Annotated in this window: 26 protein-coding genes; 12 read left to right on the plus strand and 14 right to left on the minus strand. The window is 65.6% G+C overall.

Annotation, left to right across the window (positions count from 1 at the left end; all coding sequences use genetic code 11):
* Nucleotides 1-138 precede the first annotated feature (138 nt).
* A complete protein-coding gene (gene gorA, locus F467_RS0111190) occupies nt 139-1,539 on the plus strand; it encodes a glutathione-disulfide reductase (RefSeq protein ID WP_018138487.1) in 1,401 nt (466 codons plus the stop codon).
* A 153-nt stretch (nt 1,540-1,692) separates the two neighbouring features.
* Here gorA and F467_RS0111195 read toward each other — a convergent pair whose 3' ends face one another.
* From F467_RS0111195 to F467_RS0111205, 3 genes are all read right to left on the minus strand, one after another.
* Complete coding sequence (locus tag F467_RS0111195) at nt 1,693-2,325, minus strand: porin family protein (RefSeq protein ID WP_018994343.1); 633 nt, start codon at nt 2,323-2,325, stop codon at nt 1,693-1,695.
* A gap of 296 nt (nt 2,326-2,621) precedes the next feature.
* Nucleotides 2,622-2,885, minus strand: coding sequence for a hypothetical protein (locus tag F467_RS0111200; protein WP_018138485.1), 264 nt, complete (start codon nt 2,883-2,885; stop codon nt 2,622-2,624).
* Nucleotides 2,886-2,910: 25 nt separating this feature from the next.
* Nucleotides 2,911-3,126 (minus strand): CsbD family protein, encoded by a 216-nt coding sequence (locus F467_RS0111205; protein WP_018138484.1) that lies wholly within the window; start codon nt 3,124-3,126, stop codon nt 2,911-2,913.
* Nucleotides 3,127-3,331: 205 nt separating this feature from the next.
* Between F467_RS0111205 and F467_RS13575 the strand changes: the two genes are divergently transcribed.
* Nucleotides 3,332-3,496: a DUF1328 domain-containing protein gene (locus F467_RS13575; protein ID WP_012983227.1), complete on the plus strand. Its 165-nt coding sequence runs from the start codon at nt 3,332-3,334 to the stop codon at nt 3,494-3,496.
* 62 nt (nt 3,497-3,558) lie between these two features.
* Here the strand turns inward: F467_RS13575 and F467_RS0111215 are convergent, their stop codons facing one another.
* Entirely contained in the window at nt 3,559-4,311 is a 753-nt protein-coding gene (locus F467_RS0111215; RefSeq protein ID WP_018138483.1) for a Crp/Fnr family transcriptional regulator, read from the minus strand.
* Nucleotides 4,312-4,501: 190 nt separating this feature from the next.
* Here F467_RS0111215 and F467_RS0111220 point away from each other — a divergent pair, with 190 nt between their 5' ends.
* The 7 genes from F467_RS0111220 (at nt 4,502) to F467_RS0111250 (ending at nt 13,954) form a co-directional block, all read left to right on the plus strand.
* Nucleotides 4,502-6,379: a DUF294 nucleotidyltransferase-like domain-containing protein gene (locus F467_RS0111220; RefSeq protein ID WP_018138482.1), complete on the plus strand. Its 1,878-nt coding sequence runs from the start codon at nt 4,502-4,504 to the stop codon at nt 6,377-6,379.
* Between the two features lie 55 nt (nt 6,380-6,434).
* Nucleotides 6,435-6,698 (plus strand): DUF4212 domain-containing protein, encoded by a 264-nt coding sequence (locus tag F467_RS0111225; RefSeq protein ID WP_018138481.1) that lies wholly within the window; start codon nt 6,435-6,437, stop codon nt 6,696-6,698.
* A gap of 7 nt (nt 6,699-6,705) precedes the next feature.
* Nucleotides 6,706-8,484: a sodium:solute symporter family protein gene (locus tag F467_RS0111230; RefSeq protein ID WP_018138480.1), complete on the plus strand. Its 1,779-nt coding sequence runs from the start codon at nt 6,706-6,708 to the stop codon at nt 8,482-8,484.
* A 234-nt stretch (nt 8,485-8,718) separates the two neighbouring features.
* On the plus strand, nt 8,719-10,566 hold the full coding sequence (locus F467_RS0111235) for a putative nucleotidyltransferase substrate binding domain-containing protein (protein ID WP_018138479.1): 1,848 nt from the start codon (nt 8,719-8,721) through the stop codon (nt 10,564-10,566).
* Nucleotides 10,567-10,756: 190 nt separating this feature from the next.
* On the plus strand, nt 10,757-11,347 hold the full coding sequence (locus F467_RS0111240) for an exonuclease domain-containing protein (RefSeq protein WP_018138478.1): 591 nt from the start codon (nt 10,757-10,759) through the stop codon (nt 11,345-11,347).
* 91 nt (nt 11,348-11,438) lie between these two features.
* Nucleotides 11,439-13,397, plus strand: coding sequence for an acetate--CoA ligase (gene acs / locus F467_RS0111245; RefSeq protein ID WP_018138477.1), 1,959 nt, complete (start codon nt 11,439-11,441; stop codon nt 13,395-13,397).
* A gap of 179 nt (nt 13,398-13,576) precedes the next feature.
* Nucleotides 13,577-13,954 carry a winged helix-turn-helix domain-containing protein gene (locus F467_RS0111250; protein WP_018138476.1) on the plus strand — a complete coding sequence of 126 codons (378 nt, stop codon included), beginning with the start codon at nt 13,577-13,579 and terminating at the stop codon, nt 13,952-13,954.
* On the opposite strand, the gene F467_RS0111255 is transcribed toward F467_RS0111250, so the two are convergent.
* Nucleotides 13,951-17,286: a GGDEF domain-containing phosphodiesterase gene (locus tag F467_RS0111255; RefSeq protein ID WP_018138475.1), complete on the minus strand. Its 3,336-nt coding sequence runs from the start codon at nt 17,284-17,286 to the stop codon at nt 13,951-13,953. The two genes, F467_RS0111250 and F467_RS0111255, sit on opposite strands and share 4 nt — an antisense overlap.
* 234 nt (nt 17,287-17,520) lie before the next feature.
* Entirely contained in the window at nt 17,521-18,021 is a 501-nt protein-coding gene (locus F467_RS0111260) for a DUF302 domain-containing protein (protein ID WP_018138474.1), read from the minus strand.
* 219 nt (nt 18,022-18,240) lie between these two features.
* Here F467_RS0111260 and F467_RS0111265 point away from each other — a divergent pair, with 219 nt between their 5' ends.
* Both F467_RS0111265 and F467_RS0111270 read left to right on the plus strand, forming a co-directional pair.
* Nucleotides 18,241-18,465, plus strand: coding sequence for a hypothetical protein (locus F467_RS0111265; RefSeq protein ID WP_018138473.1), 225 nt, complete (start codon nt 18,241-18,243; stop codon nt 18,463-18,465).
* 44 nt (nt 18,466-18,509) lie between these two features.
* Entirely contained in the window at nt 18,510-18,713 is a 204-nt protein-coding gene (locus tag F467_RS0111270; protein ID WP_018138472.1) for a hypothetical protein, read from the plus strand.
* A 45-nt stretch (nt 18,714-18,758) separates the two neighbouring features.
* Here the strand turns inward: F467_RS0111270 and F467_RS0111275 are convergent, their stop codons facing one another.
* From F467_RS0111275 to sdhC, 8 genes are all read right to left on the minus strand, one after another.
* Entirely contained in the window at nt 18,759-19,094 is a 336-nt protein-coding gene (locus tag F467_RS0111275; RefSeq protein WP_018138471.1) for an STAS domain-containing protein, read from the minus strand.
* A 77-nt stretch (nt 19,095-19,171) separates the two neighbouring features.
* Entirely contained in the window at nt 19,172-19,585 is a 414-nt protein-coding gene (locus F467_RS0111280) for an ATP-binding protein (protein ID WP_018138470.1), read from the minus strand.
* A gap of 43 nt (nt 19,586-19,628) precedes the next feature.
* Nucleotides 19,629-20,582 (minus strand): NifU family protein, encoded by a 954-nt coding sequence (locus F467_RS0111285; RefSeq protein WP_018875327.1) that lies wholly within the window; start codon nt 20,580-20,582, stop codon nt 19,629-19,631.
* Nucleotides 20,536-20,790, minus strand: coding sequence for a succinate dehydrogenase assembly factor 2 (locus F467_RS0111290; protein WP_018138468.1), 255 nt, complete (start codon nt 20,788-20,790; stop codon nt 20,536-20,538). The genes F467_RS0111285 and F467_RS0111290 overlap by 47 nt, the downstream gene beginning before the upstream one ends.
* A complete protein-coding gene (locus F467_RS0111295) occupies nt 20,790-21,491 on the minus strand; it encodes a succinate dehydrogenase iron-sulfur subunit (RefSeq protein ID WP_018138467.1) in 702 nt (233 codons plus the stop codon). Before F467_RS0111295 ends, F467_RS0111290 begins: the two co-directional genes overlap by 1 nt.
* A gap of 225 nt (nt 21,492-21,716) precedes the next feature.
* A complete protein-coding gene (sdhA, locus tag F467_RS0111300) occupies nt 21,717-23,492 on the minus strand; it encodes a succinate dehydrogenase flavoprotein subunit (RefSeq protein WP_018138466.1) in 1,776 nt (591 codons plus the stop codon).
* Nucleotides 23,489-23,827 (minus strand): succinate dehydrogenase, hydrophobic membrane anchor protein, encoded by a 339-nt coding sequence (gene sdhD, locus F467_RS0111305; RefSeq protein WP_018138465.1) that lies wholly within the window; start codon nt 23,825-23,827, stop codon nt 23,489-23,491. The genes sdhA and sdhD overlap by 4 nt, the downstream gene beginning before the upstream one ends.
* Nucleotides 23,824-24,204: a succinate dehydrogenase, cytochrome b556 subunit gene (gene sdhC / locus F467_RS0111310; RefSeq protein ID WP_018138464.1), complete on the minus strand. Its 381-nt coding sequence runs from the start codon at nt 24,202-24,204 to the stop codon at nt 23,824-23,826. The genes sdhD and sdhC overlap by 4 nt, the downstream gene beginning before the upstream one ends.
* 188 nt (nt 24,205-24,392) lie before the next feature.
* Between sdhC and F467_RS0111315 the strand changes: the two genes are divergently transcribed.
* Nucleotides 24,393-25,439, plus strand: coding sequence for a folate-binding protein YgfZ (locus F467_RS0111315; RefSeq protein ID WP_018138463.1), 1,047 nt, complete (start codon nt 24,393-24,395; stop codon nt 25,437-25,439).
* The last annotated feature ends 1 nt before the right edge of the window (nt 25,440 follow it).

The following is a 25,440-nucleotide window of genomic DNA, read 5'->3' on the forward strand; positions in this document are numbered from 1 at the left end:
GGTGGTCACCCTGTGGGGTGGCCATCCGTGTCCGGATGCCCGCACAGGCGGACGTCCGGACACGGATGGCAGACCCTGGCGACCGCGCGGAACGCGGTCGTTATGTACCATTTTCACCGAACCCTTCGAGGAACCGACATGGAACACTACGACATCATCGTGATTGGCGGCGGCAGTGGCGGCTTGGCCGTGGCGGAACGCGCCGCCCCGCACGGCGCGCGCGTCGCCGTGTTCGACCCGAAACCGCTCGGCGGTACCTGTGTGAACGAAGGCTGCGTGCCGAAAAAGCTCACCTGGTATGCCGCCGAGCATGCTGCGCAGGCCCGTCAGGCGCACGAGTTCGGTGTCGATGTCGAGATCAAGGGCATCCGCTACACCGATCTGGCGAACCAGCGCCAGGCCATGCTGAAAGGCCTGAACCAGTTCTGGGCCGGGCACCTGGAGAAGCTGGGCGTGACCCACATCCCGGAACGCGCTCGCCTGACCGACAGGAACAAGGTGATCAGCGACAGCGGCACCGAATACACCGCCGAGCGGATCGTGCTGGCGATGGGCGGTGCCCCGATCGTGCCGCCGCTGGAAGGGGCCGAACTGGGCGCGACCTCCGACGACTTCTTCGAGTGGACCGAACTGCCGGAATCCATCGCCGTGATCGGCGCCGGTTACATCGGCCTGGAGATGGCCGGCATGCTGCGCTCCATGGGCGTGAAGACCGACGTGGTTGCGATGGAGGACCGCGTGCTGGAGATGTTCGACCCGATGGTCTCGCAGGCGCTTGATCAACACATGGAGTACCAGGGCATCGACCGCCACCTGGGCGTGAAGGTCGCCGGCCTGGGCGGCAAGCCCGGCGCCGTGACCGTCCAGCTCGAGGGCGGCCAGGAACTGGGCCCGTACGAGAAAGTGCTATGGGCCGTTGGCCGCAAGCCGGCCACCGCTGACATGGGGCTGGAAGACGCCGGTGTCAAACTGGCCCGCGATGGCACCGTCCCGGTGGATGAGTGGCAGGCAACCAGCGTCGACGGCATCTATGCCCTGGGCGACATCATAGGCAAGGGTCCGCTGACCCCGGTTGCCATCGCGGCCGGTCGCCGACTGGCAGATCACTGGTATGCCCCGGAGACGAACCCTGTGCCCGTGGACTACGACCAGATCCCGACGGTCACCTTTACCCACCCGACCGCCGGCATGGTCGGGCTGACCGAGCCGCAGGCCGTGGAGCGCTTCGGTGATTCAGTGCGCATCTACGAGACCCAGTTCGGCGGCCTGGACCGCGCCTTCGCCAAGGGCGAGGTGCCGCCCGTCGCGATGAAGCTGGTCTGCGCCGAAGAGAATGAAAAAGTCGTCGGCATCCACATGATCGGTGCCCATGTAGACGAGATGCTGCAGGGCTTTGCCGTGGCCGTGCGCATGGGCGCCACCAAACGCGACCTGGACCTGACCATTCCGCTGCACCCCACCAGCGCCGAGGAACTGGTGACCCTCAAGGAGGCCCGCCCGGGTCGCCAGCAGGGCCTGGCCAAGGCCAAGGCCGCTTGACAGGCAGCTGGTCGCAAACGGCAAAACGCCGCCCCTGTGCAAAGCGCCGGGGCGGCGTGCCTGTGTTGCCCAGGGCCATGGCGAAACGATCCGGCTAGCCGGATCGGCTTGCTCGCCGATACCCGTCAGGCTTTTTTAGCGTCCTTCACTCCCCTAGAAGCGCCAGCCCAGCGACGCGGTAAAGGCGTCCATCTTGTAGTCGCTGTCGAAGTCATAGCGCTCGTATTCCGCGCGAATCATGAACGCGTTCAGATTGACCTGCATGCCGACACCATAGACCGGATCGAAACCGTCCTGACTGCGCAGCGTACGGCCCTCGTCTCCCAGGTTGCCGCGCACGTCCGCATCCCACTTGGCCGCGCCGACCTTCGCGAAGGCCTCTACATAGGGGCCAATCGGCAACTTCCCGAGCACACTGGCACCGTAGGCCGTCGAGCGGACGCTCGAATGGGCACCGTCCTGGTCGCCCCGCAGGTGCACCTCGCCCAGATCGGTATAGAAGCCCTCGACCGCGAGATAGCGATTGAAGTTGTAACCGACAAAGCCGCGCCAGACATTGTCGTCATCGTCGATGCTGTAGTCCGACGTCCCGGACCCAATAAAATCCGCGACCTCGTCGCTGTCATTCTTCAATGAACTGAACCCCGTACCCAGACCCATATACAGGCCTGTGGTGCGGTCGCGCTCCTGCGTCGTACGGTCACGGTCCTGCTGTCCAAGCGCACTCTGGGAACCAAACAGGACGAGCGCCGATACTGCAACCCCGGCAGCCAGATAACGTTTCATCTTCATCTCCTTCTCATTTGCTAATCGTGCTTGAGGACGGCAAAGGAACGGAGATGATTCTTGATTCAATCCAGGCTACATGGAAGGCGCAATGGTTGAACCGATTCATAATTACACCGATATCTACATGCCCCGGCCATCAATCATTGACAAAGCGCACACCCACTTTGACTCAGGTTAAGGCGAAAGTCAGGGATCAATCTAAAACGACCCATAAAAACAAAAAGGCTGGGGCGCGGATGACCACCCGCTCGTGGCCACCCGCGCCCCAGCCTTCTGGTTCAAACGCCTACGGACTAATCGAAACGAATAGGGTTTCCGTCCCGGTGCTCGTCATAGTACTCGTCTTCGTATTGCTCCTCGTTTTCTTCTTCCTCACGCTGGATTTCGTCTTCGCCCTCACGCTGATCTTCGATCCAGCCGCGTGCCTCATCGCCCGATTCTTCAACGGCATCCACGGCGTCTTCTACCGTTTCTTCGAACGTTTCACCGGCATCATCCGCCGTATCCGAATCGGAACAGGCCGACAAAAACAGCAGGCCTGCCGCAGCCAGCCCCATCGCCACCCAACGAACAGCCGGGGTCTCAGGAGTCTTCTTCATTACGCACCTCGTCCATCAGTTCGTTGATCTTAGCGGCAATCTTTTCCTGGCTATCACCGTATTTCTCGCGAACCCGCGCGGCCAGCTCGTCCATATTGCCCTCGGCCTCAACCACCTCGTCATCGGTCAGGCGGCCCCATTCCTGTTTCAGCCGCGCCTTGAATCGTTCACTACGCCCCAGCATCTGATCTTTGTTCATACAGTTTTCCTTTGTTGAATGCGTCTGCATCACGCGGGCGGTAAAGCCTGAACAGACCGGATAACGATGGCATTAACCTGAAGCAAAAAGCTCCCCGGAAACGGGAAAAATGAGAACCGAGACACCCTGCGGGCGCTGGACCGCGCAAAAGCGCGGACCATGCCCTACACTTCAGGCGCGATTACAGCCAAAAAAGGAGTGGACGATGCTGGGATGGGCACTGATGTTCTTGATCGTCGGAATCGTAGCCGGCGTGCTGGGCCTGAGCGGGATCGCGGGCGCAGCGACCAATATTGCATGGATTCTTTTCGTGGTGGGCCTGATCCTGGCGGTCATCTTCTTCATCACGGGACGACGCCCCCCGCTATAGGCGCCCCGCTATAGACGTCTTTCTGGCACTGCAATCGCCCGGCCTTGAGCCGGGCGATTGCTTTATGAGGCTTCCTCCGCGCAACCGAGGCTTGCGCTTTTCACCCAGTTGGCTTCGCAGTCCAGATAGGCCTGGTTGAATCCGGAGAAGCGTACCAGTCCGTCCATATCCTTGATTCGGATGGCTCCGTCTTCCGTGCTAATGAGGTCCCGCTTGCGCAGCTGGCTGAACGATCGACTCACATGCACCGCGGACATGCCCAGCGCATCCCCGAGCACGCTCTGATTCATCGGGAGCCGTACCTCCTCGGACGGACGCTGCAGGCGCACTTTCATCTCGAGGAGAAAATGCGCGAGGCGCTCGGCCGCGGGCCGGCGGCCGATGTTGATGATGCGCTCCACCAGCATCGACTGTTCGCGCGCCAGGATCAGAAAGAACAGTGAAGCCAGACGCGGGGCCTGCTCGAACACCTCGGTCAACTGACGCCGGGGAAACGGGCAGGCCTCGATGTCCGTCAGCGCGACGAAGTCCGAGCGCGCCTCGTTGAACCCCATCTCGCGCAAGCCCAGGATTTGCCCCGGCAGGAAGATGTCCAGGACCTGACGCCGCCCATCGGCCAGGTCGCGTACCGCACAGGCCCAACCAGAACGCAACGTGTAGAAACGCTCGGCCTCCTCGCCAGCCGCACACAGGCAGGTCTGGGCGGCGTAACGCTTCGGGTCCTTCTCCAGTTGCAACAACAGGGCCTTCTCCTCGGGCACGAGGTCTGCAAACTGGTCAATCTGCTCGAGGATGCAACCTTGCGATACAGGCATCGCGGGCTCCTTTGTCTTCGCAAAAAGCGTTCATGTCACGCATCGAAACACCAGCGTTACCTTGCGTAACACCCGCAAGAAAGTCGTACATCCAAACGACTGATTCCCAATACTGTCCACTTATGGCGTGCTTTTTGCAGGTTGAAGGCCATTCTGTGATCCCGTTCACCCAGGGGAATGCGCCACCGCCATGACCGACGCGCTCGACAGCACCCGCGAGTTCCTCAGCGCCCACGCCCCGTTCGATCAGCTCGAACCCGACGCGCTGGAGTTCCTCGTACCGCGTCTGGAGAGTCGCTTCTACGCGCGCGGGGCCCGCATCACGGATCCCGATGCCGGACCGGCGCGCCGCTTTCACATCATCCGCCAGGGGCGCATCCGTGGCGAGACCCCCAGCGAAGACGAGCAACTCTCGGGCAAGGCGTGGGAACTGATCCCCGGCGAGTGTTTTCCGATCGGCGCCCTGCTCGGTCGCCGGGCCGTTCATACGGTACACCGAGCGGCCGAGGACACGGTATGCCTGGAGCTGGACCTGGAGGACTTCGACCGGCTGCGCACGCGCTCCCGCGTCTTCAATGACTTCTGCACGCGACGGCTGGCCAACCTGCTGGACCGCCTGCAACAGGGCCTCGACACCCTGTCCAGCCGTGACGGCGGCGCAGCCGGGCAATTGAATACCCCGCTCGCGCTGCGCATTGCCCGCGTCCCGGTGACCTGCCGTCCCGACACACACCTGCGCGAGGTGCTGACCACCATGCGCGACGAGCGCGTGGGCTCCGTGGTCGCGGTGGACGCCGAACAACGACCGGTGGGCATCTTCACCCTGCGGGACCTGCTGGCACGGGTCGCCCTGAAGGATGTCGACCTCGACACCCCGCTGGACGCGGTGATGACGCCCGAACCGGTCGCCCTGGAGGAAAGCGCGCCGGGCTTCGAGGGCATCGAGGCGATGACCGAACACGGGATGACGCATCTGTGCGTGGTACGCGACGGCCGCCTGGTCGGCGTGCTCGGCGAACGCGACCTGCTCACCAGTCAGCCCCTGACCCTGGACGGCCTGGTGCGCGAGATTCGCCGCGCCGACAGCGTGGCGGCCATTGCCGAACGGCTGCGCCAGGTCCCGCGCCTGATCGAGGCGGTCGTCGGCCAGGGGGCCGAGGCGGATCAGGTGCTGCGCCTGATCACGCGCCTGAACGAGCACGCCACGCGCCGCGTGCTGGCCCTGCTGCGCCCCCAATACGAGGCGATCGAAGGGATCGATTTCACCTGGCTGGCCTTCGGCTCCCAGGCGCGCGAGGAACAGGCCCTGGTCACCGACCAGGACAACGGCATCCTGTTCGATGCCGAGGCCGGCGATGCGGATGCGGTCCGCGAGCGCCTGCTGCCCTACGCCCGGGCCGTGAACGAGGCACTCGCCGAGTGCGGCTTCATGCTGTGCCCCGGCAACATCATGGCGGGCAATCCGGAGTGCTGCCTGAGCGGCCCGGAGTGGGATCGGCGCTTTACCCGCTGGATCGAGCAGGGCACGCCCGATCACCTGCTCAAGAGCACCATCTTCTTCGACCTGCGCGCGGTGGATGGCGACCACGGCCCGGTAGAGGCCCTGCGCACCCAGCTGCTGCAAAAGACCGCCTACAACAGCCGCTTCCGCCGCCAGATGGCGGCCAACCAGCAGGCCTTTCGCCCGCCGCTGGGGCTGTTCGGCGAGATCAAGAGCGGTGCGGACGGCATCGACATCAAGAAGCAGGGGCTGACCCCGTTCGTGGATGCGGCACGCGTGATCGCGCTGGCCGCCGAACTGCCGGCCACCCGCACCCACGAGCGTCTCGACCAGGCCGTCACCGCGGAGGTGATGCGCGAATCCGACGCGCGCGACTATCACGCCGCCCTGCGCTATCTGCAGATGCTGCGCCTGCGGGCCCAGCAAAAGGCGCTGCGAGAAGGACGCGACGACGACAACCGAATCCGGCCGGAGGAACTGGGCACCCTTGAGGGACGCATCCTCAAGGAATCCTTCCGGCAGGCCCGCAAGCTGCAAGGCCAGCTTGAAGTGCAGTACCAGCTGTGACGAATCGCATAGACGAGTCACAGCGAACAATAAAACCTATGAGAGGAGCTACGTCATGTCACAAGAAGACCTGAGCCGGCAGGCCTACTGGCGCGAGCATCTGCGCCTGTTGGCAATCTGCCTTGCCGTCTGGTTTCTCGTGTCCTTCGGGCTGGGGATCATTCTGGCCGCACCGCTGAACGCGTTCTCGATCGGCGGGTATCCGCTGGGCTTCTGGTTCGCCCAGCAGGGCGCGATCTACACCTTCATCATCCTGATCTTCGTTTATGCCTGGCGCATGAACGTCCTGGATCGCAAGTACAACGTCCACGAGGAGTAAGCCTGTCATGGATCAACAGACTCTAAGCCTGCTCGTGGTCGGGGCGACCTTCGCCCTGTACATCGGCATCGCCATCTGGGCGCGCGCCGGTTCGACCAGCGAGTTCTATGTCGCCGGCCGCGGTGTCAATCCCATCGCCAACGGGATGGCCACCGCTGCGGACTGGATGTCCGCCGCGTCGTTCATCTCCATGGCCGGCCTGATCGCGTTCCTCGGCTTTACCGGGGGCGCCTACCTGATGGGCTGGACCGGCGGCTACGTGCTGATGGCCCTGCTGCTGGCCCCGTACCTGCGCAAGTTCGGCAAGTTCACGGTGCCGGAATTCATCGGTGACCGGTTCTACTCGAAGGTCGCGCGTGTGGTGGCAGTCATCTCGCTGCTCGCGATGTCCATCACCTACGTGATCGGGCAGATGCGTGGTGTGGGGATCGCGTTCTCCAACATCCTTGAAGTGCCGCTGGCCATTGGCCTGGTATCGGGCATGGCGGTGGTGTTCATCTACGCGGTGCTCGGCGGGATGAAGGGGATTACCTACACCCAGATCGCACAGTACGTGATCATGATCTTCGCCTACACGGTGCCCGCGGTCTTCATCTCGCTGACGCTCACCGGCCAGGTGTTCCCGCAGATCGGCCTGGGTTCCACCCTGCAGGGTCAGGACACCTACCTGCTGGAGGCCCTGGACCAGACGATGGTGGATCTTGGCTTCACCATGTACTCGGCCACCGAGGGCGGCATGAGCATGCTCAACATGTTCCTGCTGACGATGGCGCTGATGATCGGTACCGCCGGTCTGCCGCACGTGATCATCCGGTTCTTTACCGTGCCGCGTGTGCGCGATGCGCGTAAGTCCGCCGGCTGGGCGCTGGTCTTCATCGGCATCCTCTACACCACCGCCCCGGCGGTCGGTGCGATGGCGATCTGGAACCTCGTCAACACCGTGCATCCGGGCGAGATCGGCACCGAAGAAGGCCACCTGGCCTACGAGGACAAGCCGGCCTGGATGGAGCGCTGGGAACAGACCGGTCTGCTCGCGTTCGAGGACAAGAACGAAGACGGCCGCATCCAGTACTACAACGAGGACAACGAAGAGTTCGCCGCGATGGCGGAAGAGGAATACGGCTGGGAAGGCTCCGAGATCGTGACCCTCGACCGCGACATCATGGTGCTGGCCAACCCCGAGATCGCCGGTCTTCCGGGCTGGGTGATCGCGCTGGTGGCGGCCGGTGGTATCGCGGCGGCCCTGTCGACCGCGGCCGGGCTGTTGCTGGCCATCTCGTCGGCCATCTCGCATGACTTGCTGAAGGGCGTATTCATGCCTCGAATCAGCGAGAAAAACGAGCTGATGGCGGGACGTATCGCCATGGCAGGCGCAATCTTGTTCGCCGGATATCTGGGGTTGAATCCACCGGGCTTTGCGGCCGAGGTGGTAGCACTAGCCTTCGGTCTGGCCGCGGCCTCGCTGTTCCCGACCCTGATGATGGGCATCTTCATGAAGAAGATGAACAAGGAAGGCGCGATCGCCGGCATGCTGGTCGGTCTGGTGACCACCCTGCTGTACATCTTTACCTACAAGGGGTGGTTCTTCTTCTCCGGCACCGCCATGCTCCCGGATACCGAGGAGTACTGGCTGTTCGGCGTGAACCCGACCGGCTTCGGCGCCATTGGTGCGGTGTTCAACTTCGTCGCGGCCTACATCGTGATGAAGCTGACCAAGGAGCCGCCGCAGCATATCCAGGAGCTGGTGGAAAGCGTGCGTGTCCCGCGCACCGACAACCCGAGCTGATGTCGTGCCCGGTCATGCCGGCGGCATGACCGGGCCTCTCGGCCCACCATGAATGGAAATGCATGACGAACGTCCATGCAAGAAAGGGGGATCCGGTTCCCCCGGGGGTCGGCCCGGCGCATGCCGGGTCGGCCTTTTTTCCTTCGGGACAATTCTCCAGTACCCGGCAGAGGCACTGGAGAATTGCTCTGACCCCACCACCCACGCCGCGAACGAAGGTTGCCTGGTACGCACATGAACGGTGAACTGGAAGAGATTCGCGAGTTCCTCGAACGCTGCCCGGAGCTCGCACGACTGCCGTCCGAAACCCGTACCAGCCTCGTTCGGCGCCTGACGCTGCGCTACCTGCGCGAAGACAGCCCGTTCCCGCCCGAAGATGCGCCCCCCGGCGAGCTGTGGATCGTGCGCACCGGGGCCGCCGAACTGTACGACGCCCAGGACCAGCTCCAGGACCGTCTGGGCGAGGGCGACCTGCTCAACACCGCCCACACCGACCACCTGCACGGCCGCATCACCGAGGATGCCCTGATCTACCAGCTCGAGGCCGGTCGTGCCCGCGATCTCGCCGGCCGGGACGAGGCCTTCCGCGAGTTTGTCGATCTCGGCACCGACCGCCTGCGGGCGCCAGCCGCGACCTCGCCGGCGGGCGAGCGCAGCCTGCTGACCACCCCCGTGCGTGCCCTGATGACGCCACGACCCATCATGTCGCCCACCAGCCTCACCCTGCGCGAGGCGGCCCAGCGCATGACCGAGGCGGACATCTCCGCCCTGCTGCTGCACGAGCCCGGAATGGAAGACATCCCCGTGGGCATCCTGACCGACACCGACCTGCGCCATGCCCTGGCCGCCGGCACCGACCCCGGATGCCGCGTGGCCGAATGCATGGCCCGGCCGGTCGCCTCGGTCAGCCGCGACACCCCGGCCTTCGATGCTCTCCTGCGCATGGCGCGGCGGGACATCCACCACCTGCCGGTCACCGATGGCGAGAACGGCCCGCTGGTCGGGATCCTCTCCAGCACCGACCTGATCCGACATCAGGGCACCAGCGCGGTCTACCTGGTACGCGATCTGCGCCGCGCCGACGGCCTCGACGGCCTGCGTGACGTGATGCGCGCCCTGCCCAGCCTTCAGGTGCAACTGGTCGAGGCCGGGGCCGATGCGACCCAGATCGGCCAGACCATCACCACGGTGATCGACACCCTCACGCAGTGCCTGATCGAACAGGCGGAAGAGAAGCTCGGCCCCGCGCCAACCGCCTACGCCTGGCTGGCCAGCGGCAGTCAGGGGCGGCACGAACAGACGGTGCATACCGATCAGGACACGGCGCTGGTTTGCGACGATGCGGCACCCCCCGATGCCGACGCCTGGTTCCAGCGCCTGGCCAACGAGGTCGGCGAAGGCCTGGCAGCCTGCGGCATCCGCCGTTGTCCGGGCGATGTCGACCCAAGCCAGCCCCACTGGCGCCGTTCGACCAGCGACTGGGAGCGCGAGATTCGACGGGTGTTGAGCCACCCCTCACCGCGCGATGCGATGCTCGCCACCCATTACCTCGATCTGCGCGTGATCCATGGCCCGACCCGCCTGTTCGAGCCCATGCGCCACGCGGTCCTGGAACAGGGCTATCGCAGCGAAGCGGTATTGAGCACGCTCGCCGACCAGGCACGGGAGCTGCGCCCGCCGCTCGGATTCTTTCGCCAGTTCGTACTCGAGCGCGGGGGCGAACACGCCGACACCCTGGACCTGAAGATGCGCGGCCTGATGCCGATCGTCGCTCTGGCCCGGGTGTTTGCCCTGCGCGCCGGGTCGGACGCCCGTGGCACGGTCGAGCGACTGCGGGCCGCTCGCCACGCGGGTGTTTTGTCGGAGGGCACAGGCGCCGACCTGATCGACGCCTGGCAGTTCATCGCCACGCTGCGCGCGCGCCTGCAGGCCGAGCAGATCCGGCGCGGGTCCGCCCCCGACAACGCCCTGCCCCCGAACGAGCTGTCCGGGCTGGAGCGCAGCCACCTGAAAAACGCATTTCGTCTGGTGGCCCATGCGCAGAAGGCCGCCCTGGCTCAGGCCGAGCGGGTACACGGGTGACTAGCCCTGTGTGTCGAATTCCTCCCCGGCTTGAGGCCTCCTGATGCCCTGCCCACGGCCGGAGGACACCCCATGGATGCGCCCCATCGGGCACTGGCGTTTTTGCCGGGACCGCCAGCGAGCAGCGCGACACGCCCCGGCAGGGGCCCTGCGGGCCTGCCTGGAGTCACCCCTGCCCTCCGCCCGGCACGTGGTGGCGGGCTGTCGCTTTCTCGCGGTGGATCTCGAAACCACGGGGCTCGACCCGGAGCACGATGCGATCCTGAGCATCGGCTGGGTCGCGATGGACGGTGTACGGATCGACCTGGCGACCGCCGATCAGCGGCTAGTGCGCGCGGATTGCCCGGTGCCGGAACAAAGCGCGGTCATCCACCGCATCACCGACCGCGAGGCCGCCGGAGGGGGCACCGTCGACAACGCCCTGGACGCGTTGTTCGAGGCGCTGCAGGGACGCATCCTGGTCGCCCATCACGCCGCACTGGAGCTCGGCTTTCTGGAGGAGGCGTGCCAACGTCTGTACGGCGTGCGTCCCCCACTCCCGGTGGTAGACACCCTGCGCCTGGCCGAGCGCCAGCTGCGCCGTGCAGGACGCCCCATCCCGGCAGATGGCATGCGCCTGCACACCCTGCGCACACGCTACAATCTGCCGCAGTACCGTGCGCACGATGCACTGTTCGACGCGCTGGCCGCGGGCGAGCTGTTCGCCGCCCTGGTCAGCCAGCTTTCCCCGGACGCGCAGGTCCCGCTGGCGCGCGTACTGTTCCGTCCCGGCTGGTTCTGAAAGCACGGATCCCGACGGTCGGCATGCTATCCTCAGCCCCCAAAATGCCACGAATTGATCACGATTCCCGAACTGAATCACGGAGGCCCTGATGAGCGACACCATCGAGTCCACGCTGCACGAGACCCGTCACTTCGCGCCGCCGGCGGAGTTCACGAAGAACGCCCGTCTGAAGCCCGAGGATCTCGAGGCCCTGTACAAGAAGGCCGATGCCGACTACGAGGGCTTCTGGTGCGACCTCGCGCGCGAGAAGATCGACTGGCAGACCGAGTTCACCGAAGGCCTGGACAGCTCGAACGCCCCCCACTACCGCTGGTTCGCCGACGGGCGCATGAACGTGTCCTACAACTGCATCGACCGCCATCTGGAGGTCCGCGGCGACAAGACCGCAATCATCTTCGAGGCGGAGAACGGCGAGACCCGCAACCTGACCTACCGCGACCTCTACAACGAGGTCGGGAAGCTCGCCAACGCGCTCAAGACCATGGATGTGGAAAAGGGCGACCGGGTGATCATCTACATGCCGATGAACGCCGAGGCCGTGATCGCCATGCAGGCCTGCGCCCGCATCGGCGCGATCCACTCGGTGGTCTTCGGGGGCTTCTCCGCCGATGCCCTGCGTGACCGCATCGTCGACTCCGGCGCAAAGCTGGTCATCACGGCGGATGGTGGCGTGCGCGGTGGCAAGACCGTGGCACTCAAGGCCAACGTCGACAAGGCGCTGGACTCCAATCCGGCCGACGTCGAGAAGGTCATCGTCTGCAAGCGGGCCGGCAACGACGTGACCATGCAGGACGAGCGCGACGTCTGGTGGGACGACGCCGTGGACGGCGAGTCGGTGGACTGCGAGCCGGAGTGGGTCGAGTCCGAGCACCCCCTGTTCCTGCTCTATACCTCCGGCTCCACCGGCAAGCCGAAGGGCATCCAGCACTCCAGTGCCGGCTACCTGCTGGGCGCGATCATCACCAACCAGTGGGTGTTCGACCTGCAGGGCGACGACGTCTACTGGTGCACCGCCGATGTCGGCTGGATCACCGGCCATACCTACGTCGCCTACGGCCCGCTGGCGGTCGGCGCGACGCAGGTCGTCTACGAGGGCGTGCCGACCGTGCCCGACGCCGGGCGCTGGTGGAAGATGTGCCAGGACCACGGCGTGACCGTGTTCTACACCGCCCCAACGGCGATCCGCGCGCTGATGAAGGCCGGCGACGATTTCCCTGCCCAGCACGACCTTTCGAAGCTGCGTCTGCTGGGTACGGTCGGCGAGCCGATCAACCCGGAGGCCTGGATGTGGTACTACCGCGTGGTCGGCGGCGAACGCTGCCCGGTGGTCGACACCTGGTGGCAGACCGAGACCGGCGCCAACATGATCGCGCCGATCCCCGGCTCCACCACCCTGGTGCCCGGATCCTGCACCCAGGCCCTGCCCGGCGTCGACGCCGATGTCGTCGACGAGAATGGCAACAGCCTGCCGGCCGACCAGGGTGGCTACCTCGTGATCAAGAAGCCGTGGCCCTCGATGCTGCGCACCGTTTGGGGCGACGATCAGCGCTACAAGGACACCTACTGGCCCAAATTTGGCGGCAAGTACTACCTGGCCGGCGACTCCGCCCGCCGCGATTCCGAAGGCAACTTCTGGATCATGGGCCGCATCGACGACGTGCTGAACGTCTCCGGACATCGCCTCGGAACCATGGAGGTCGAATCCGCACTGGTCGCGCACAAGGCCGTGGCCGAGGCCGCCGTGGTCGGACGTCCGCACGACGTGAAGGGCGAGTCCATCGTGGCCTTCGTGATCATGCACGGCGACCGTCCCACGGGCGACAGCGCGGAAAAACTGGTCAAGGAACTGCGCGACTGGGTGGCCGACCAGATCGGGCCGATCGCCAAGCCGGACGACATCCGCTTTGCCGACGGCCTGCCGAAGACCCGCTCCGGCAAGATCATGCGCCGCCTGCTGCGCTCCATCGCCAAGGGCGAAGAGATCACCTCGGATACCTCCACCCTCGAAAACGAGGCCGTGATCCCGCAGCTCCAGGGCAAGGCCTGAGTCAGGGCCGGGGCCCACCGCCCTGGCCCTGCTTTGATCTCCCTGTAGGAGGCCAGCCCCCTGGCCGATCGGCCCTTTCCGGCGCCCAATCGGCCAGGGGGCTGGCCTACTACCGTTTGTGCCTTGGCGGCGATCCCCATTCCGGGCACCATATCCGTTCCACCCGGGGCACCCAAGGCATGACGACACACCACTCCGATCACTCGCAAACCCCGCGCCTGCGCGTGCTGCTCGGCGAAGTCACGGCCATGGGTCCGGGCAAAGCCATGCTGCTGGAGGCCATCCGCGAGAAGGGCTCCATCTCGGCCGCGGCACGCAGTGTCGGCATGTCGTACCGGCGTGCCTGGGATCTGGTCGAGACGATGAACCAGAGCTTCCGTGAGCCCATGGTCGAGACGGCCAAGGGAGGCTCAGGTGGTGGCGGCGCACAAGTAACGGAGTTCGGCGAGCGGGTACTGGCGCGCTACCGGGAGATGGAAGCCCGCGCGACAGCGGCCATTCGCGAGGAGCTGGACGACTTCAGCGAATTCCTGACCGACCCAGCCCGCCCGGACTAATACTCTTCCGCCACCAACCCTTCGGCCAGCAACGTGGCAAAGCGCTCGGCGGGTAGCGGGCGGCTGGCCAGATAGCCCTGGTAGTGATCGCAGCCCAGCTCGCGCAGCGCGCCGAGCTGCTCGCGCGTCTCCACCCCCTCTGCCAGCACGCTCAGGCCCAGCCCGTGTCCCAGCGCCACGATCGCCCGCGCAATCGAGCGGTCATCAGCATCGTGCGCACCCGCCGCCAGGCCATCCACGAAGCTCTTGTCGACCTTCAGCGTATCGACCGGGAAGCGCTTGAGCTGGGCCATGGACGAATACCCAGTCCCGAAATCGTCCACCGCGAAGCTCACGCCCCGCTCGCGCAGCCGCTGGAGGATACGCCGGGCGCGTTCGGGGTCGAACATCAGTGCCGATTCCGTAATCTCCAGCTCCAGATACTTGGCCGGATAACCATGCCCCTCCAGCAGATCGGCCACCTGCTGGTCGATCGCCACCCGCTGAAACTGGAGTGCGGAGACATTCACCGCCAGGCGTACAGCCGGATAGCCGGCATCGCGCCAGGCCTGCCCCTGCGCCAGCACGCGCCGCAGCACCCAGTCGCCCAGCTCCACGATCAGGCCAGTCTGCTCCGCCACCGGAATGAAGCGTCCGGGCGATACGGGCCCCAGTTCGGGATCGGTCCAGCGCAGCAGGGCCTCGGCCCCGATCAGCACACCATCACTGACGCGATACTGCGGCTGGTAGTGAACCTCAAGGCTGTCCTGCTCGATCGCGCGCCGCAGCCGCGCATTCAGGTCGATGCGCTCGCGGGCCGCTTCAGTAAAGGCATCCGAGTAGTAGCGATAGCCGCCGCGCCCGTCTTCCTTGGCACGCGACAGCGCCGTACCGGCCTGCTGCAACAGGGTCTCGGCATCCGCCCCGTGGTCCGGGAACACCGCGATACCAATCGTCGCCGCGATCTCGATCTCGACACCATCACCGATATCCGCCGGACGCCCCACTTCGCGAAGGATGTCTTCAGCGACCAGTGCCGCATCATCCACATGGGCCAGGTTGTCCGCCAGCACGGCAAACTCGTCGCTGGCCAGGCGGGCGACCGTGTCGGTCCCCCGCCGCCCCGCCTGGAGACGATCGGCGACAATCTTCAGCAGGCGATCACCCGCGGCATGCCCTCTTGAGTCGTTGATGTCCTTAAAACGGTCAACGTCGATAATCAGTACCGCCAGCAGACCATTACGCCGCCGCATCAGCCCGATCGCCTGTGCCAGTCGAGCACGTAGCAACCGGCGGTTGGGCAGTTCCGTCAGGGGGTCGTGGTGCGCGAGAAAGTCGAGCTCGGCCTCCGAGGCCTTGAGGCGGGAGATATCCGCGAACACGGAGACATAGTGTGTCAGGCGACCCTGGTCATCGCGCACTGCCGTGATGCTTTGCAGCTCGGGGAAGATCTCGCCGGTCTTGCGCCGGTTCCAGATCTCGCCCTGCCAGTGCCCTTCGGTCTCGATCTGACGCCGCATGTTGGCGTAGAAGGCCTGGTCGTGGCGACCCGACTGGAACATCTTGGGCGTGCGCCCCACTACCTCGTCCTGGGTATATCCCATCAACTCGGTGAATGCGCCATTGACCGACAGGATATGGGCGGTGGCGTCGGTAATCACCACGCCCTCGCGGGTGTTCTCGAATACCACCGAGGCCAGCCGTCGGCGCTCCTCCTCCTCGCGCCGCTCGGTGATATCCTCGATGGTTGCGACCACGCGATCCACGGCGCCGTCGGCGGTACGCGTGCACTTCACATCGATGTCGGTGACCAGAACGCGCCCATCCCGGCGCAGCAGTCGCTTCTGGATGCTGTAACTATCCCGCTCGCCGGCCTGCATGGCCGCGTCCAGCGGCGCTTCACAGCCGCGATCCTCGGGCACCGCCAGCCGATCCCAGTCGGTCCGCACCAGTTCCTCTGGCGAGTAGCCCAGCATCTGTGCCAGGAACGGGTTGACCCGCTCCCAGCCCCTGCCGCCCGGATACGAGATCGCCATGCCCAGAAACGGCATGTCGAAGTACAACCGCAGCAGACGGTCCTGCTCGGCATGCGAATGCATCAGCTGCAAGTGATGGCGCAGCCATTGCTGACGCCAAAGCAGACCGCCCCCTGCCAGCACGACCAGCCATACAAAGAGTGTGGCCGCCCCCATCCAGATCGCCTGCTGGCGCGGAACGATCGCCAGGGGTGCGACATCTCGCTTGAGGATCAGGTCCCATCCCGGCGCCGACAGTGGCTGTACGCCCGCCAGAAAACCACCATCGGCGTCATCGAACAACGCCACGCGCACACCGTCTCGTTCCTGATCGAGCAGCTCGCTGCGCAAGCGCGCAAAGGCCTCGGGCGGGTCGATAATTCGTCCGCCCCCTGCCTCGATCCGCGCGATCGTAGCCCAGCGTGCGTCCTCCCGAGCCACTACATGCGGGTCCACGGTGCCCGCTTCCTCGCCCACGGTCAGGAGCGCCCGCAGCGTCTCGATACCGGAGGACAACACGACTACGGCAACCGCCTCGCCCTCCGGGTCCACGCGGTCCTCGACGGGGACCGCCCAGCTGATACGGGCCTCGCCCCGGGCATTCGCATGCAGATGGGGGGTGCTCACCTCGCCGCTGACCAGGGCCTCCGTCACCGCCTTGTCCACCGCGGCATGGTCCAGCGAGTTGTGCCCCACCTCGACAATCGGGCGCCAGTCGCGGTCAATCAGCGTGATGGCGTCATAGTCGTAGCGCTCGTGCATCAGTTCCAGGCGGTGACGGACCTGTTCCAACGCCAGCGCCGACTGCATCTCGACCGCGGTTCGTGCAAAGACGGAGAAGTCCCGCGCCTCGGCGAGTACCATCGCATCGCCTTCGCGCTCGGCCAGCCAGCGATCCAGCAGCCCGGCTTTCAGGAAGGCAGAGCGGTGCAACTCCTCTTGCGCCTGCCGCTGGGCCGAGGCGTACTGCACATGGTAGGTCACCAGGGTGGCCCCGATGATCGAGACAATCACGACCAGCACGAGCAATAGCCAGGGCCCGTAGCCGAAACCCCCGGGGCGCAGCGGGCTGGTGACTGCCCCCCCCTCCGGAGGGCGCGCCAGGACCCAGCGGATGGCCAGCAACAGGGCCATACCCGAGACGATCACGAACCCGAAGCCCTTCCCGAGATTCGCTACTGTCAGCGCGTCGCCGACCTGCCCACCCGACCACCAGGCCACCACCGCATCAGACAATGCAATCCACAGCAGACCCAGCACCGTGTAGGTACCGGCAATCCAGGCTGCAGGGCGCAGGGGGCTGTGTACGCGTTCATTCACGCGCAACCGCCCGTCCACGCCGTACCGCGTGACCTGCGCCAGCTTTCGTCCGGCCCCACCCTGCTCACTCGCATGCCGCTCCCAATGGTCGATCCATGCCGCACTCCGGACAGGCGACATAATCGGTAAGCGATATGCCGCTCGCGCATTATGCCCACAAAAGCGAATGGGGCACGTCCCGGACATGCCCCATTCGCTGCTTCATCAACCGCGCCCCCGAATTCCGGGTCCGCGGGTCGAGTTGGAGGCGGATTATTCCGCTACAGTCTGCTCGATGATGGCCTCGATCTCGTTGCTGGAGAGTTCCATCACTTCCGCAATCTCGTCCGGCATCATCGGCAGGAAGGCCGGGACGTTCATCCGCGAGATAAAGACATCCCCCTGGCTGTCCTGGTAGATGCTGACGCGGCAGGGCATGAAGGCCGAGACCGGCCGAAACGCGTCTTCCTCGAGAATGCGGGCGCTGTACTCCCCGCTGCAGACGTCGATGATGACTACCGGATCCAGTGTGAAACCACGCTGCGAGAGCACACCGGACATGTAGTTCTTGTTCAGCACGCTCCAGCCGGCGTCTTTCACCTGGGCCTCGAAGGCCTCGACCGTGTCCGGGAAGGACATCGGGCTGGGCGTGACCTTGACCATGTCCGGCTGCTCGCCGCCATGGCTGCCGGCCTGGGCGGCACCGGCGAGCAGCAAACCCGCGAACAGCATCGCGAAAATCGGCAGGAACCGGGCACCGGCGCGTGATGTCATCTTTGTAAGCGTTCTGGTCATTGCAATTCTCCTGGCGTGAATCGGCACAAACTTGTGATTAGAGGCCGCCCGGAGAGTTCCCGGAGGCTGCGGGGCCATTATTCGGGCACCGGCGCGGGAAGGTATTGACCCAGATCAACGGAATGCGATTCAGACGCGCTCCAGCCCCTGCGGGCAATGCGGACGCGACCCACGAAGCCAGACGACAAGGAGCACGACATGGAGGCCACACTGAAGGACGGGACCCTAACCCTGAAGATCGACAAGAAGACCGCCGAGAGCATCGCGGAGAACATCACCGAGCTTGAGGGCGAGATCAGCAACGGGGCGCGCGCGCTCGGCTCCGTACTGCAGCAGGGCGTCTACGAGCTGGGGAACGAATTCCGCCAGCCGCCACATGCCTTCGACGAGCACGCACCCAAGCAGCCATCGATCGAGGACTGACGCGAGCCCGCTCGTATACACACGGAACCCGCGAGGAGGACGTTATGCACCTGGAAAAGGCCGAGAACGGCGAACTGCTGATCACGATGCCGGAGGCGGAGGCCTCCGATGCCCTGGCCACGCTGAAAAAGCGCGCCGATGAACTGGACGAATGCGAGGAACTGACCGAAGCGCTCGAGGAGGCCGGGATCCAGCTGCCCGCGCAGCCCGATCACATCCGGCACGAGTACATGCCCCCGGCGGATTAATGATCCGATCTGCCACCCGGCCCGCGAGCGGGCCGGGTTTTCCCATCAGGCGTTGACCTGTTCCACGGCCCCCAGGGGATCATCACACACCTCGAGGATGGTCAGGAACCCGCTGATCTCGAACACCTCGCGAATCGGATCCCCGATCTCGCACAGCACCAGTCTCCCACCGTTCTGCTTGACCTTCTTCGCGGTCATCAGCATCACGCGAAGGCCCGCGCTGGAGATGTAGTCGACGTCGCCAAAGCGGATGACCAGCGACGGGTGATCTTCCATCCGCTGGAACAGATGGGCCTCGAATTCGGGCGAGGTATTGCTGTCCAGACGGCCGGTCGGACTGACGACCAGCACGCCGTCGATCGTCTCTTCGTTGACTTGCATCGGTGCGCCTTGCCTTTTCGTTTGCGTTGAATAGCGGCCCCGCCCACACGCGCTACACCGCGCGGACGCGACCGGAATCAGACCGGTTGCTTGCGCAGGGTCAGACGATTGACGCCATCGGCGGATCGGTAGTCGATCTCGTCCATCAGCGTCTTCATGAAATGAATCCCCAGCCCGCCGACCTGACGCGACTCGATATCACCGTCGAGCTGGGCCTCGGGGGCATCGGTCAGCGGATTGAAGGCCTGGCCGTCGTCGGTGACCGTAATCGTCAACCCGTCATCCGCCTTGCGCAGCTCCACCTCGATGGTGTGCTCCGCGCCATCATCGAAGGCGTAGGTGATCAGATTGGTCAGCCACTCGTCCAGCACCAGATTAATCGGGTAGACCGAGGACATCGAGACGCCGGCCTCCTCGCAGAAGGCCTCCACCTGCTCGGCCAGGCGCGGGATCTCCCGCAGTTCAGTCTGGATCCGGAACGCCCGCTGCATCATGCACTCCCTGCCGGCGCTCGACGAGCGAACGCCCGTCGAGTCAAAAGGTATTCGCGACGCTGGCAACCCCCGGCGCGCGCGAGCGCACCAGGCGCTCGACCACGTTCTTCAGATCCAGCGTCGAACGCGGGCAGCCTACGCAGGCCCCCTTCAAGCGCACCCGTACGGTGCGCCCGTCGAGCTCCACGAACTCGATATCGCCGCCGTCCTGCATCAGGATGCGCCGTGCCTCCTCGATCGCCGCGCGCACCGCATCTTCGTCGATCGGCCCGTCCGCCGGGACATCGGACGCCTCGCGCTCGGCGAAGGTCTGTGCCCGGTCCAGGCGCAGGGCCAGTTCCGGATCAAGCTCCTCGATCGCGTCCAGTTCGTCCTCACTGTACACATGATCCGGGTCGTCGTTCAGCAGGTGGGAGACGTCCACCATCACCTGTGCCTTGTCGGGTCCCGCCATGGTCGGTCCTCCGCATGATCGCATTCGCGCCAGTATAGCAACGCCCCATGCCCACCCGGCCCGAAGCCGCACGCGCCAACCGGATTCCGGTGTTGCGACTGGCGGCCAGCGCAGGCGGACCCGCAGCCGGCGCAGGTCATCAGGATCCATGCGCGCGGCATGCAGCCAGAGCCGCCACAGGCGCCCCCCGTCCCGTTCGCGCAGCACCAGCAGGACCATCCCGGCCAGGACCCGGCTGTCGGGCAACAACTCCACCCAGGTTACCTGTTCCTGGCGAAGGCCCTCGCGGGTCGCGACCCAGGTATCCCCCTCCGGCGTCTGCCCCAGCCAGGCCCAGTCCGGTGCCGCATCGCGACGCTGCCACCACCAGCCGACGGCCGCCAGGCCCCAGACGGGCAGCAGCATCCACAACGGGCTGTAGACCAGCACAAAACCGGAGACGGCGAGGACCAGCAGGATCTGCCCGGCCTGCGCGAGCCGCGGCAGGACGGGGTCAGGGTGCAGTCTCAGCCGCAGCGGCGGCGCGGATCGCCGGGACAAGCCGGGCTATCCCGTCGTCCACCGTAATCTGGCGACCCATGACCACATCCAGCAACACATTGTCGGGGTAGTCGAGCAGGCGCTCGAAGGCATCGCGACCCTCCTGGTCCAGTTGCGCATATCCCTGCGCGAGAAACTGCCCGAGCAGCCAGTCGTTCTCCAGCATGCCGCGGCGGCAACGCCAGCGGGTGCGGCTGTCGGGCTCCATCACAGCGACTTCTTGAGCATGGTGCGGCGGATATCGCCGATCGCCCGGCTCGGGTTCAGGCCCTTCGGGCAGACCTGCGTGCAGTTCATGATGGTGTGACAGCGGTACAGCTTCCAGGCATCGTCCAGCTCAGCCAGGCGGTGATCGGTGGCCTCGTCGCGGCTGTCCTGGATGAAGCGCGCGGCCTGCAGCAGTGCGGCCGGGCCGAGGAACTTGTCCGGGTTCCACCAGTACGACGGGCAGGCGGCGGAACAGCAGCCGCACAGGATGCACTCGTACAGGCCGTCCAGCTGGTCACGATCCTCCGGGCTCTGCTTGCGCTCGACCTCGGGCTCCGGGCTGTCGTTGACCAGCCAGGGCTCGGCTCTTCGGTACTGCTCCCAGAAGTTGCCCATGTCCACGATCAGATCGCGGATCACCGGCATCCCCGGGAACGGACGCAGCGTGACCGGCCCCTCCAGATCCGCCAGTGGCGTGATGCAGGCCAGGCCGTTCATGCCGTTAATGTTCATGCCGTCGGAGCCGCAGACCCCGTGCTGGCAGGAGCGGCGAAAGCCCAGCGAGTCATCCTGCTCCTTCAGCAACAGCAGGGCATCCAGCAGCATCATCCCCGGCTCGATCTGGTCGTCGGGCAGGGTGAAGCGCTGCATCTTCGGCAGCGTGTCCGTCTCCGGGTTGAAGCGGTAGATCGAGAATTCCAATCGTCTCTCCTGTCAGCGTTGCTACAGGTTGTCTATTGCGATCCAGTCCCCTGAAATCGCCGCCTCCTGATCTCATACGGTCCGTGGTGCGCGGGATGTGTCAATCCCTGCGAAATGCACCGAACGTGGTCCGATCAGGCGCCTGTTGATGCGATTCGCTAAGCTCATCGCATCCTACGGCCCTCATCGCATCCTGCGAGGCTTCCCTGCAAGCAGCACCGGCCGTCAATACACCCGCTCCTTCGGCGGGAACGAGGCCACGGTGTTCGGCTGGGTGCGCACCGGCTTGTAGTCGAGGCTGTCGTCGGCCAGCGAGTACAGGCTGTGCTTGAGCCAGTGCTGGTCGTCGCGCTCGGGGAAGTCAATGCGCGAATGCGCCCCGCGGCTCTCCTCGCGTCCCAGCGCGGAGCGGATGGTCGCGATCGCGCAGTCCATCAGGTTCTCCAGCTCCATCGCCTCCACCCGCGCGGTGTTGAAGGTGGCCGAGTGGTCCGCGATCACCGCGTGGTTCAAGCGCTCGCGCAGCGCGCGGACCTTCTCCACCCCCTCGCGCATCACCTCGTCGCTGCGGAACACCGAGCAGTGGTCCTCCATCACCTTGCGCAGTTCGCGCTTGAGCGGTTCGACCTGCTCGGCGGAGCCGTCGCCCGGGTCCTTGCGGTCCCAGCGCGTGAGCCGCGCCATCGCCTGCTCCACCGCCGTCTCGTCCAGCGGCCGGTGATAGCGGTTCTCGCCCAGGTACTCGAGGATGTGATTGGCCGCCGCACGCCCGAATACGAGGATATCCAGCAGCGAGTTGCCGCCCAGGCGGTTGGCCCCGTGCACCGAGACACAGGCGGCCTCGCCGGCCGCGTACAGCCCCGGAACCGGGTCCTCCGGGGTGTCCTTGACCGGCGCCACCACCTGGCCGAAGCGGTTGGTCGGGATCCCGCCCATGCTGTAGTGGCAGGTGGGGAACACCGGGATCGGGGCCTCGATCGGGTCCACCCCGAGGAAGGTCATGCTGGTCTCGCGGATGCCCGGCAGACGCTGCATGATCGTGTCCGCGCCCAGGTGGCGCAGATCCAGCAGCACATGGTCGGCATTGCGCCCGCAGCCCCGGCCCTCGCGCACCTCGGTGGCGATGGAACGGCTGACCACGTCGCGCGAGGCCAGGTCCTTCGCCCGCGGGGCATAGCGCTCCATGAAGCGCTCACCCTCGGAGTTGATCAGGAACCCGCCCTCGCCGCGCGCGCCCTCGGTAATCAGCATCCCGCGCCCGGCGATCCCGGTCGGATGGAACTGCACGAACTCCATGTCCTCCAGCGGCACCCCGGCGCGCAGCGCCATCGCCATGCCGTCGCCGGTGTTGATCAGGGCGTTGGTGGTGGTGCGGAACAGCTGCCCCGCCCCGCCGGTGGCGATCAGCGTGGTCTTGGCCTCGATCACGATCGGCTCGCCGGTCAGGATCTCGAAGGCCAGCACACCGAGCACGAAGCCCTGCTCGTCGCGCAGCAGGTCCACCGCGAAGTACTCGTCAAAAAAGTGCGTGCGTGCGCGCAGGTTCTGCTGGTACAGCGAGTGCAGAATCGCGTGCCCGGTACGGTCGGCCGCCGCACAGGTACGCGCCGCCTGGTCCTGACCGAAGTTCTGGCTCTGCCCGCCGAAGGCGCGCTGGTAGATGTTGCCGTTGTCCAGACGCGAGAACGGCACGCCGAAGTGGTCCAGCTCGTAGACCACCTTGGGCGCCGCGCGGCACATGTACTCGATCGCATCCTGGTCGCCCAGGTAGTCCGAGCCCTTCACGGTGTCGAACATGTGCCAGTGCCAGGAGTCCGGCAGCACGTTGGCCAGCGCGGCGTTTACCCCGCCCTGCGCGGCGACCGTGTGCGAACGCGTGGGAAACACCTTGGAGACCACCGCGACCTTGGCATCGCCGTTGGACAGCTGCAGCGCGGCGCGCAGGCCCGCGCCACCGGCGCCGATGATCAGCGCGTCGAATTTGCGCCGGGTCAGATTCATGCAAGCCCCGTTCGAATCAGGAGGTAGAGGGCCCACAGGCCCAGAAGAATGAGCGCGCCCGCGCCGAGGGTCAGTACGGTCAGGCGCAGCGCCAGCGGCTTCACGTAGTCGAGTACGACATCGCGCAGCCCGATCCACGCATGCAGCAGCAGGAGCACGACAAACAGTGCACTGCCCAGCGCCACCACCGGGTGCGCGATCACCGCCACCCAGGCCGCGTGATCGGCCGGCGGGGCGATCAGGAAATAGCCCAGGGCTGCGATCACGAACAGCCCCACGTAGACCGCGGTGATCCGCTGCAGCAGCCAGGCGCCCTGCCCCGACAGCAGCCTCACAGGATCAGCCCCAGCCAGACGGCGAGCGTGGCGAAGATTGCGGCGTACAGGGCATCACGCGCGGTGCGCAGCGAGCCGGCCCGGTCCTCCCCGATGCCGAACTCCATCAGCAGATAACGAATCCCCGCGAACAGGTGATGCAGCAGCCACCACAGGCCGATCAGCAGCAGCGCCAGCCCGACCGGGTGCCGGATGATCGCGGCCACCTGCGCAAAGCCCTCCGGGCTCGCCAGCGAGCGATCCAGCAGCCACAACAGCACGGGGATGGCGAGAATCAGGAGAATCCCGGTAATACGGTGCAGGATGGAAACTACGGCATTCAGCGGTAGGCGGATCTTGCGCAGATCCAGGAAAACGGGCCGTGCCGGAGAACTCATGCCACCCCCAAAACCGGATGATGAAAAATGTCGGGCTGACACCCTGCAAGAGGTTCGTCTACTATCGACCCGCTTGGTTCAGCCGGTCGCCCGACCTGTGTTGAGCTTACCACCTCAATCCGCCGCCGTGGGTCCCCAAGGCCACCAGCCGAACGGACACACGACGCGCTGCCACGGGAGAGTTTTCGATGCGCGAAGACTGGAAGAATCACCTGATCGACGCCGGGGCCGAGTTCGAGGACGACGACCTCCTGCACTACGGAAACCCCGAACGCGAACGCCGCATGGCCATCAATGGCGAGGTGATCTGCGACCTGTCCCACCGGGGCCTGCTGGAGGTCCGCGGCGAGGACGCGACCGAGTTCCTGCAGGGCCAGTTCGGCAACGACATCACCCAGGTCGATGCCAGCCACAGCCAGATTTCCAGCTACTCCAGCCCCAAAGGGCGCGCCTACGCGGTGTTTCGCGTGCTGCGCACCGCGGACAGCTACCTCCTGGAGATGCCGGCTGACCGCATCGAGGCCATCGCCAAGCGGTTGCGGATGTTCGTGCTGCGGGCCCATGTGGTGATCGAGCGCGCCGACGACTCGCGCATCCACTTCGGGTTTTCCGGCCCTGACGCCGAAACCGAACTGAACAACGCACTGGGCGCCCGCCCCGCGAACGTGGACGACGTGGTCGAAAAAGACGGCGTGACCATCGTGCGCGTGCCCGGGGTGCACCCGCGTTACGAGCTGTTCGGCGAGCTCGAACCGATGCGCACCGCCTGGGACAAGCTGAACGTGCGCTCGGGCCCGGTGGGGCCGCGCGAGTGGGCCCTGCTCGACATCCTCGCCGGGATGCCGACCGTGGTCGAGGCGACCAGCGAGATGTTCGTGCCGCAGATGCTGAACCTGCACGCGCTGGGGGCGATCAACTTCGAGAAGGGCTGCTACCCGGGACAGGAGGTGGTGGCCCGGATGCACTACCTCGGCAAGCTGAAGCGGCGCATGTTCCGCCTGGCAATCCCCGCCTCGGAGCTGCCGCAGCCGGGCTCACCGGTATTTCGCGCCGGAGGCAACCCGGAGCAGTCGGACGGCGAGATCGTGGCCGCGGAACTGCACCCGGACGGCCTCTACTCGGCCCTGGCGGTGGTGCAGGTGGCGGCCGCCGAAGGCGAGCTGCACTGGGGGGCACCGGATGGACCTCGGGCGGAGGTCGTCGACCTGCCCTACGCGGTACCGGAAGGAGCCTGAG

The sequence above is a fragment of the Thioalkalivibrio sp. ALJ12 genome, from assembly GCF_000378305.1.
Classification (GTDB): Bacteria; Pseudomonadota; Gammaproteobacteria; order Ectothiorhodospirales; family Ectothiorhodospiraceae; genus Thioalkalivibrio.

Bases quoted from the DNA above. Each gene is read 5' to 3' on its own strand.
- gorA (WP_018138487.1), top strand. From the start codon at position 139: ATGGAACACTACGACATCATCGTGATTGGCGGCGGCAGTGGCGGCTTG.
- F467_RS0111195 (WP_018994343.1), bottom strand. From the start codon at position 2,325: ATGAAACGTTATCTGGCTGCCGGGGTTGCAGTATCGGCGCTCGTCCTG.
- F467_RS0111220 (WP_018138482.1), top strand. From the start codon at position 4,502: ATGACCGACGCGCTCGACAGCACCCGCGAGTTCCTCAGCGCCCACGCC.
- F467_RS0111260 (WP_018138474.1), bottom strand. From the start codon at position 18,021: ATGACATCACGCGCCGGTGCCCGGTTCCTGCCGATTTTCGCGATGCTG.
- F467_RS0111280 (WP_018138470.1), bottom strand. From the start codon at position 19,585: ATGCAGCGGGCGTTCCGGATCCAGACTGAACTGCGGGAGATCCCGCGC.
- F467_RS0111275 (WP_018138471.1), bottom strand. From the start codon at position 19,094: ATGCAAGTCAACGAAGAGACGATCGACGGCGTGCTGGTCGTCAGTCCG.
- F467_RS0111250 (WP_018138476.1), top strand. From the start codon at position 13,577: ATGACGACACACCACTCCGATCACTCGCAAACCCCGCGCCTGCGCGTG.
- F467_RS0111270 (WP_018138472.1), top strand. From the start codon at position 18,510: ATGCACCTGGAAAAGGCCGAGAACGGCGAACTGCTGATCACGATGCCG.
- F467_RS0111205 (WP_018138484.1), bottom strand. From the start codon at position 3,126: ATGAACAAAGATCAGATGCTGGGGCGTAGTGAACGATTCAAGGCGCGG.
- F467_RS0111200 (WP_018138485.1), bottom strand. From the start codon at position 2,885: ATGGGGCTGGCTGCGGCAGGCCTGCTGTTTTTGTCGGCCTGTTCCGAT.
- F467_RS0111290 (WP_018138468.1), bottom strand. From the start codon at position 20,790: ATGGAGCCCGACAGCCGCACCCGCTGGCGTTGCCGCCGCGGCATGCTG.
- F467_RS0111225 (WP_018138481.1), top strand. From the start codon at position 6,435: ATGTCACAAGAAGACCTGAGCCGGCAGGCCTACTGGCGCGAGCATCTG.
- F467_RS0111235 (WP_018138479.1), top strand. From the start codon at position 8,719: ATGAACGGTGAACTGGAAGAGATTCGCGAGTTCCTCGAACGCTGCCCG.
- F467_RS0111315 (WP_018138463.1), top strand. From the start codon at position 24,393: ATGCGCGAAGACTGGAAGAATCACCTGATCGACGCCGGGGCCGAGTTC.
- sdhC (WP_018138464.1), bottom strand. From the start codon at position 24,204: ATGAGTTCTCCGGCACGGCCCGTTTTCCTGGATCTGCGCAAGATCCGC.
- F467_RS0111265 (WP_018138473.1), top strand. From the start codon at position 18,241: ATGGAGGCCACACTGAAGGACGGGACCCTAACCCTGAAGATCGACAAG.
- F467_RS0111230 (WP_018138480.1), top strand. From the start codon at position 6,706: ATGGATCAACAGACTCTAAGCCTGCTCGTGGTCGGGGCGACCTTCGCC.
- F467_RS0111215 (WP_018138483.1), bottom strand. From the start codon at position 4,311: ATGCCTGTATCGCAAGGTTGCATCCTCGAGCAGATTGACCAGTTTGCA.
- acs (WP_018138477.1), top strand. From the start codon at position 11,439: ATGAGCGACACCATCGAGTCCACGCTGCACGAGACCCGTCACTTCGCG.
- sdhA (WP_018138466.1), bottom strand. From the start codon at position 23,492: ATGAATCTGACCCGGCGCAAATTCGACGCGCTGATCATCGGCGCCGGT.
- F467_RS13575 (WP_012983227.1), top strand. From the start codon at position 3,332: ATGCTGGGATGGGCACTGATGTTCTTGATCGTCGGAATCGTAGCCGGC.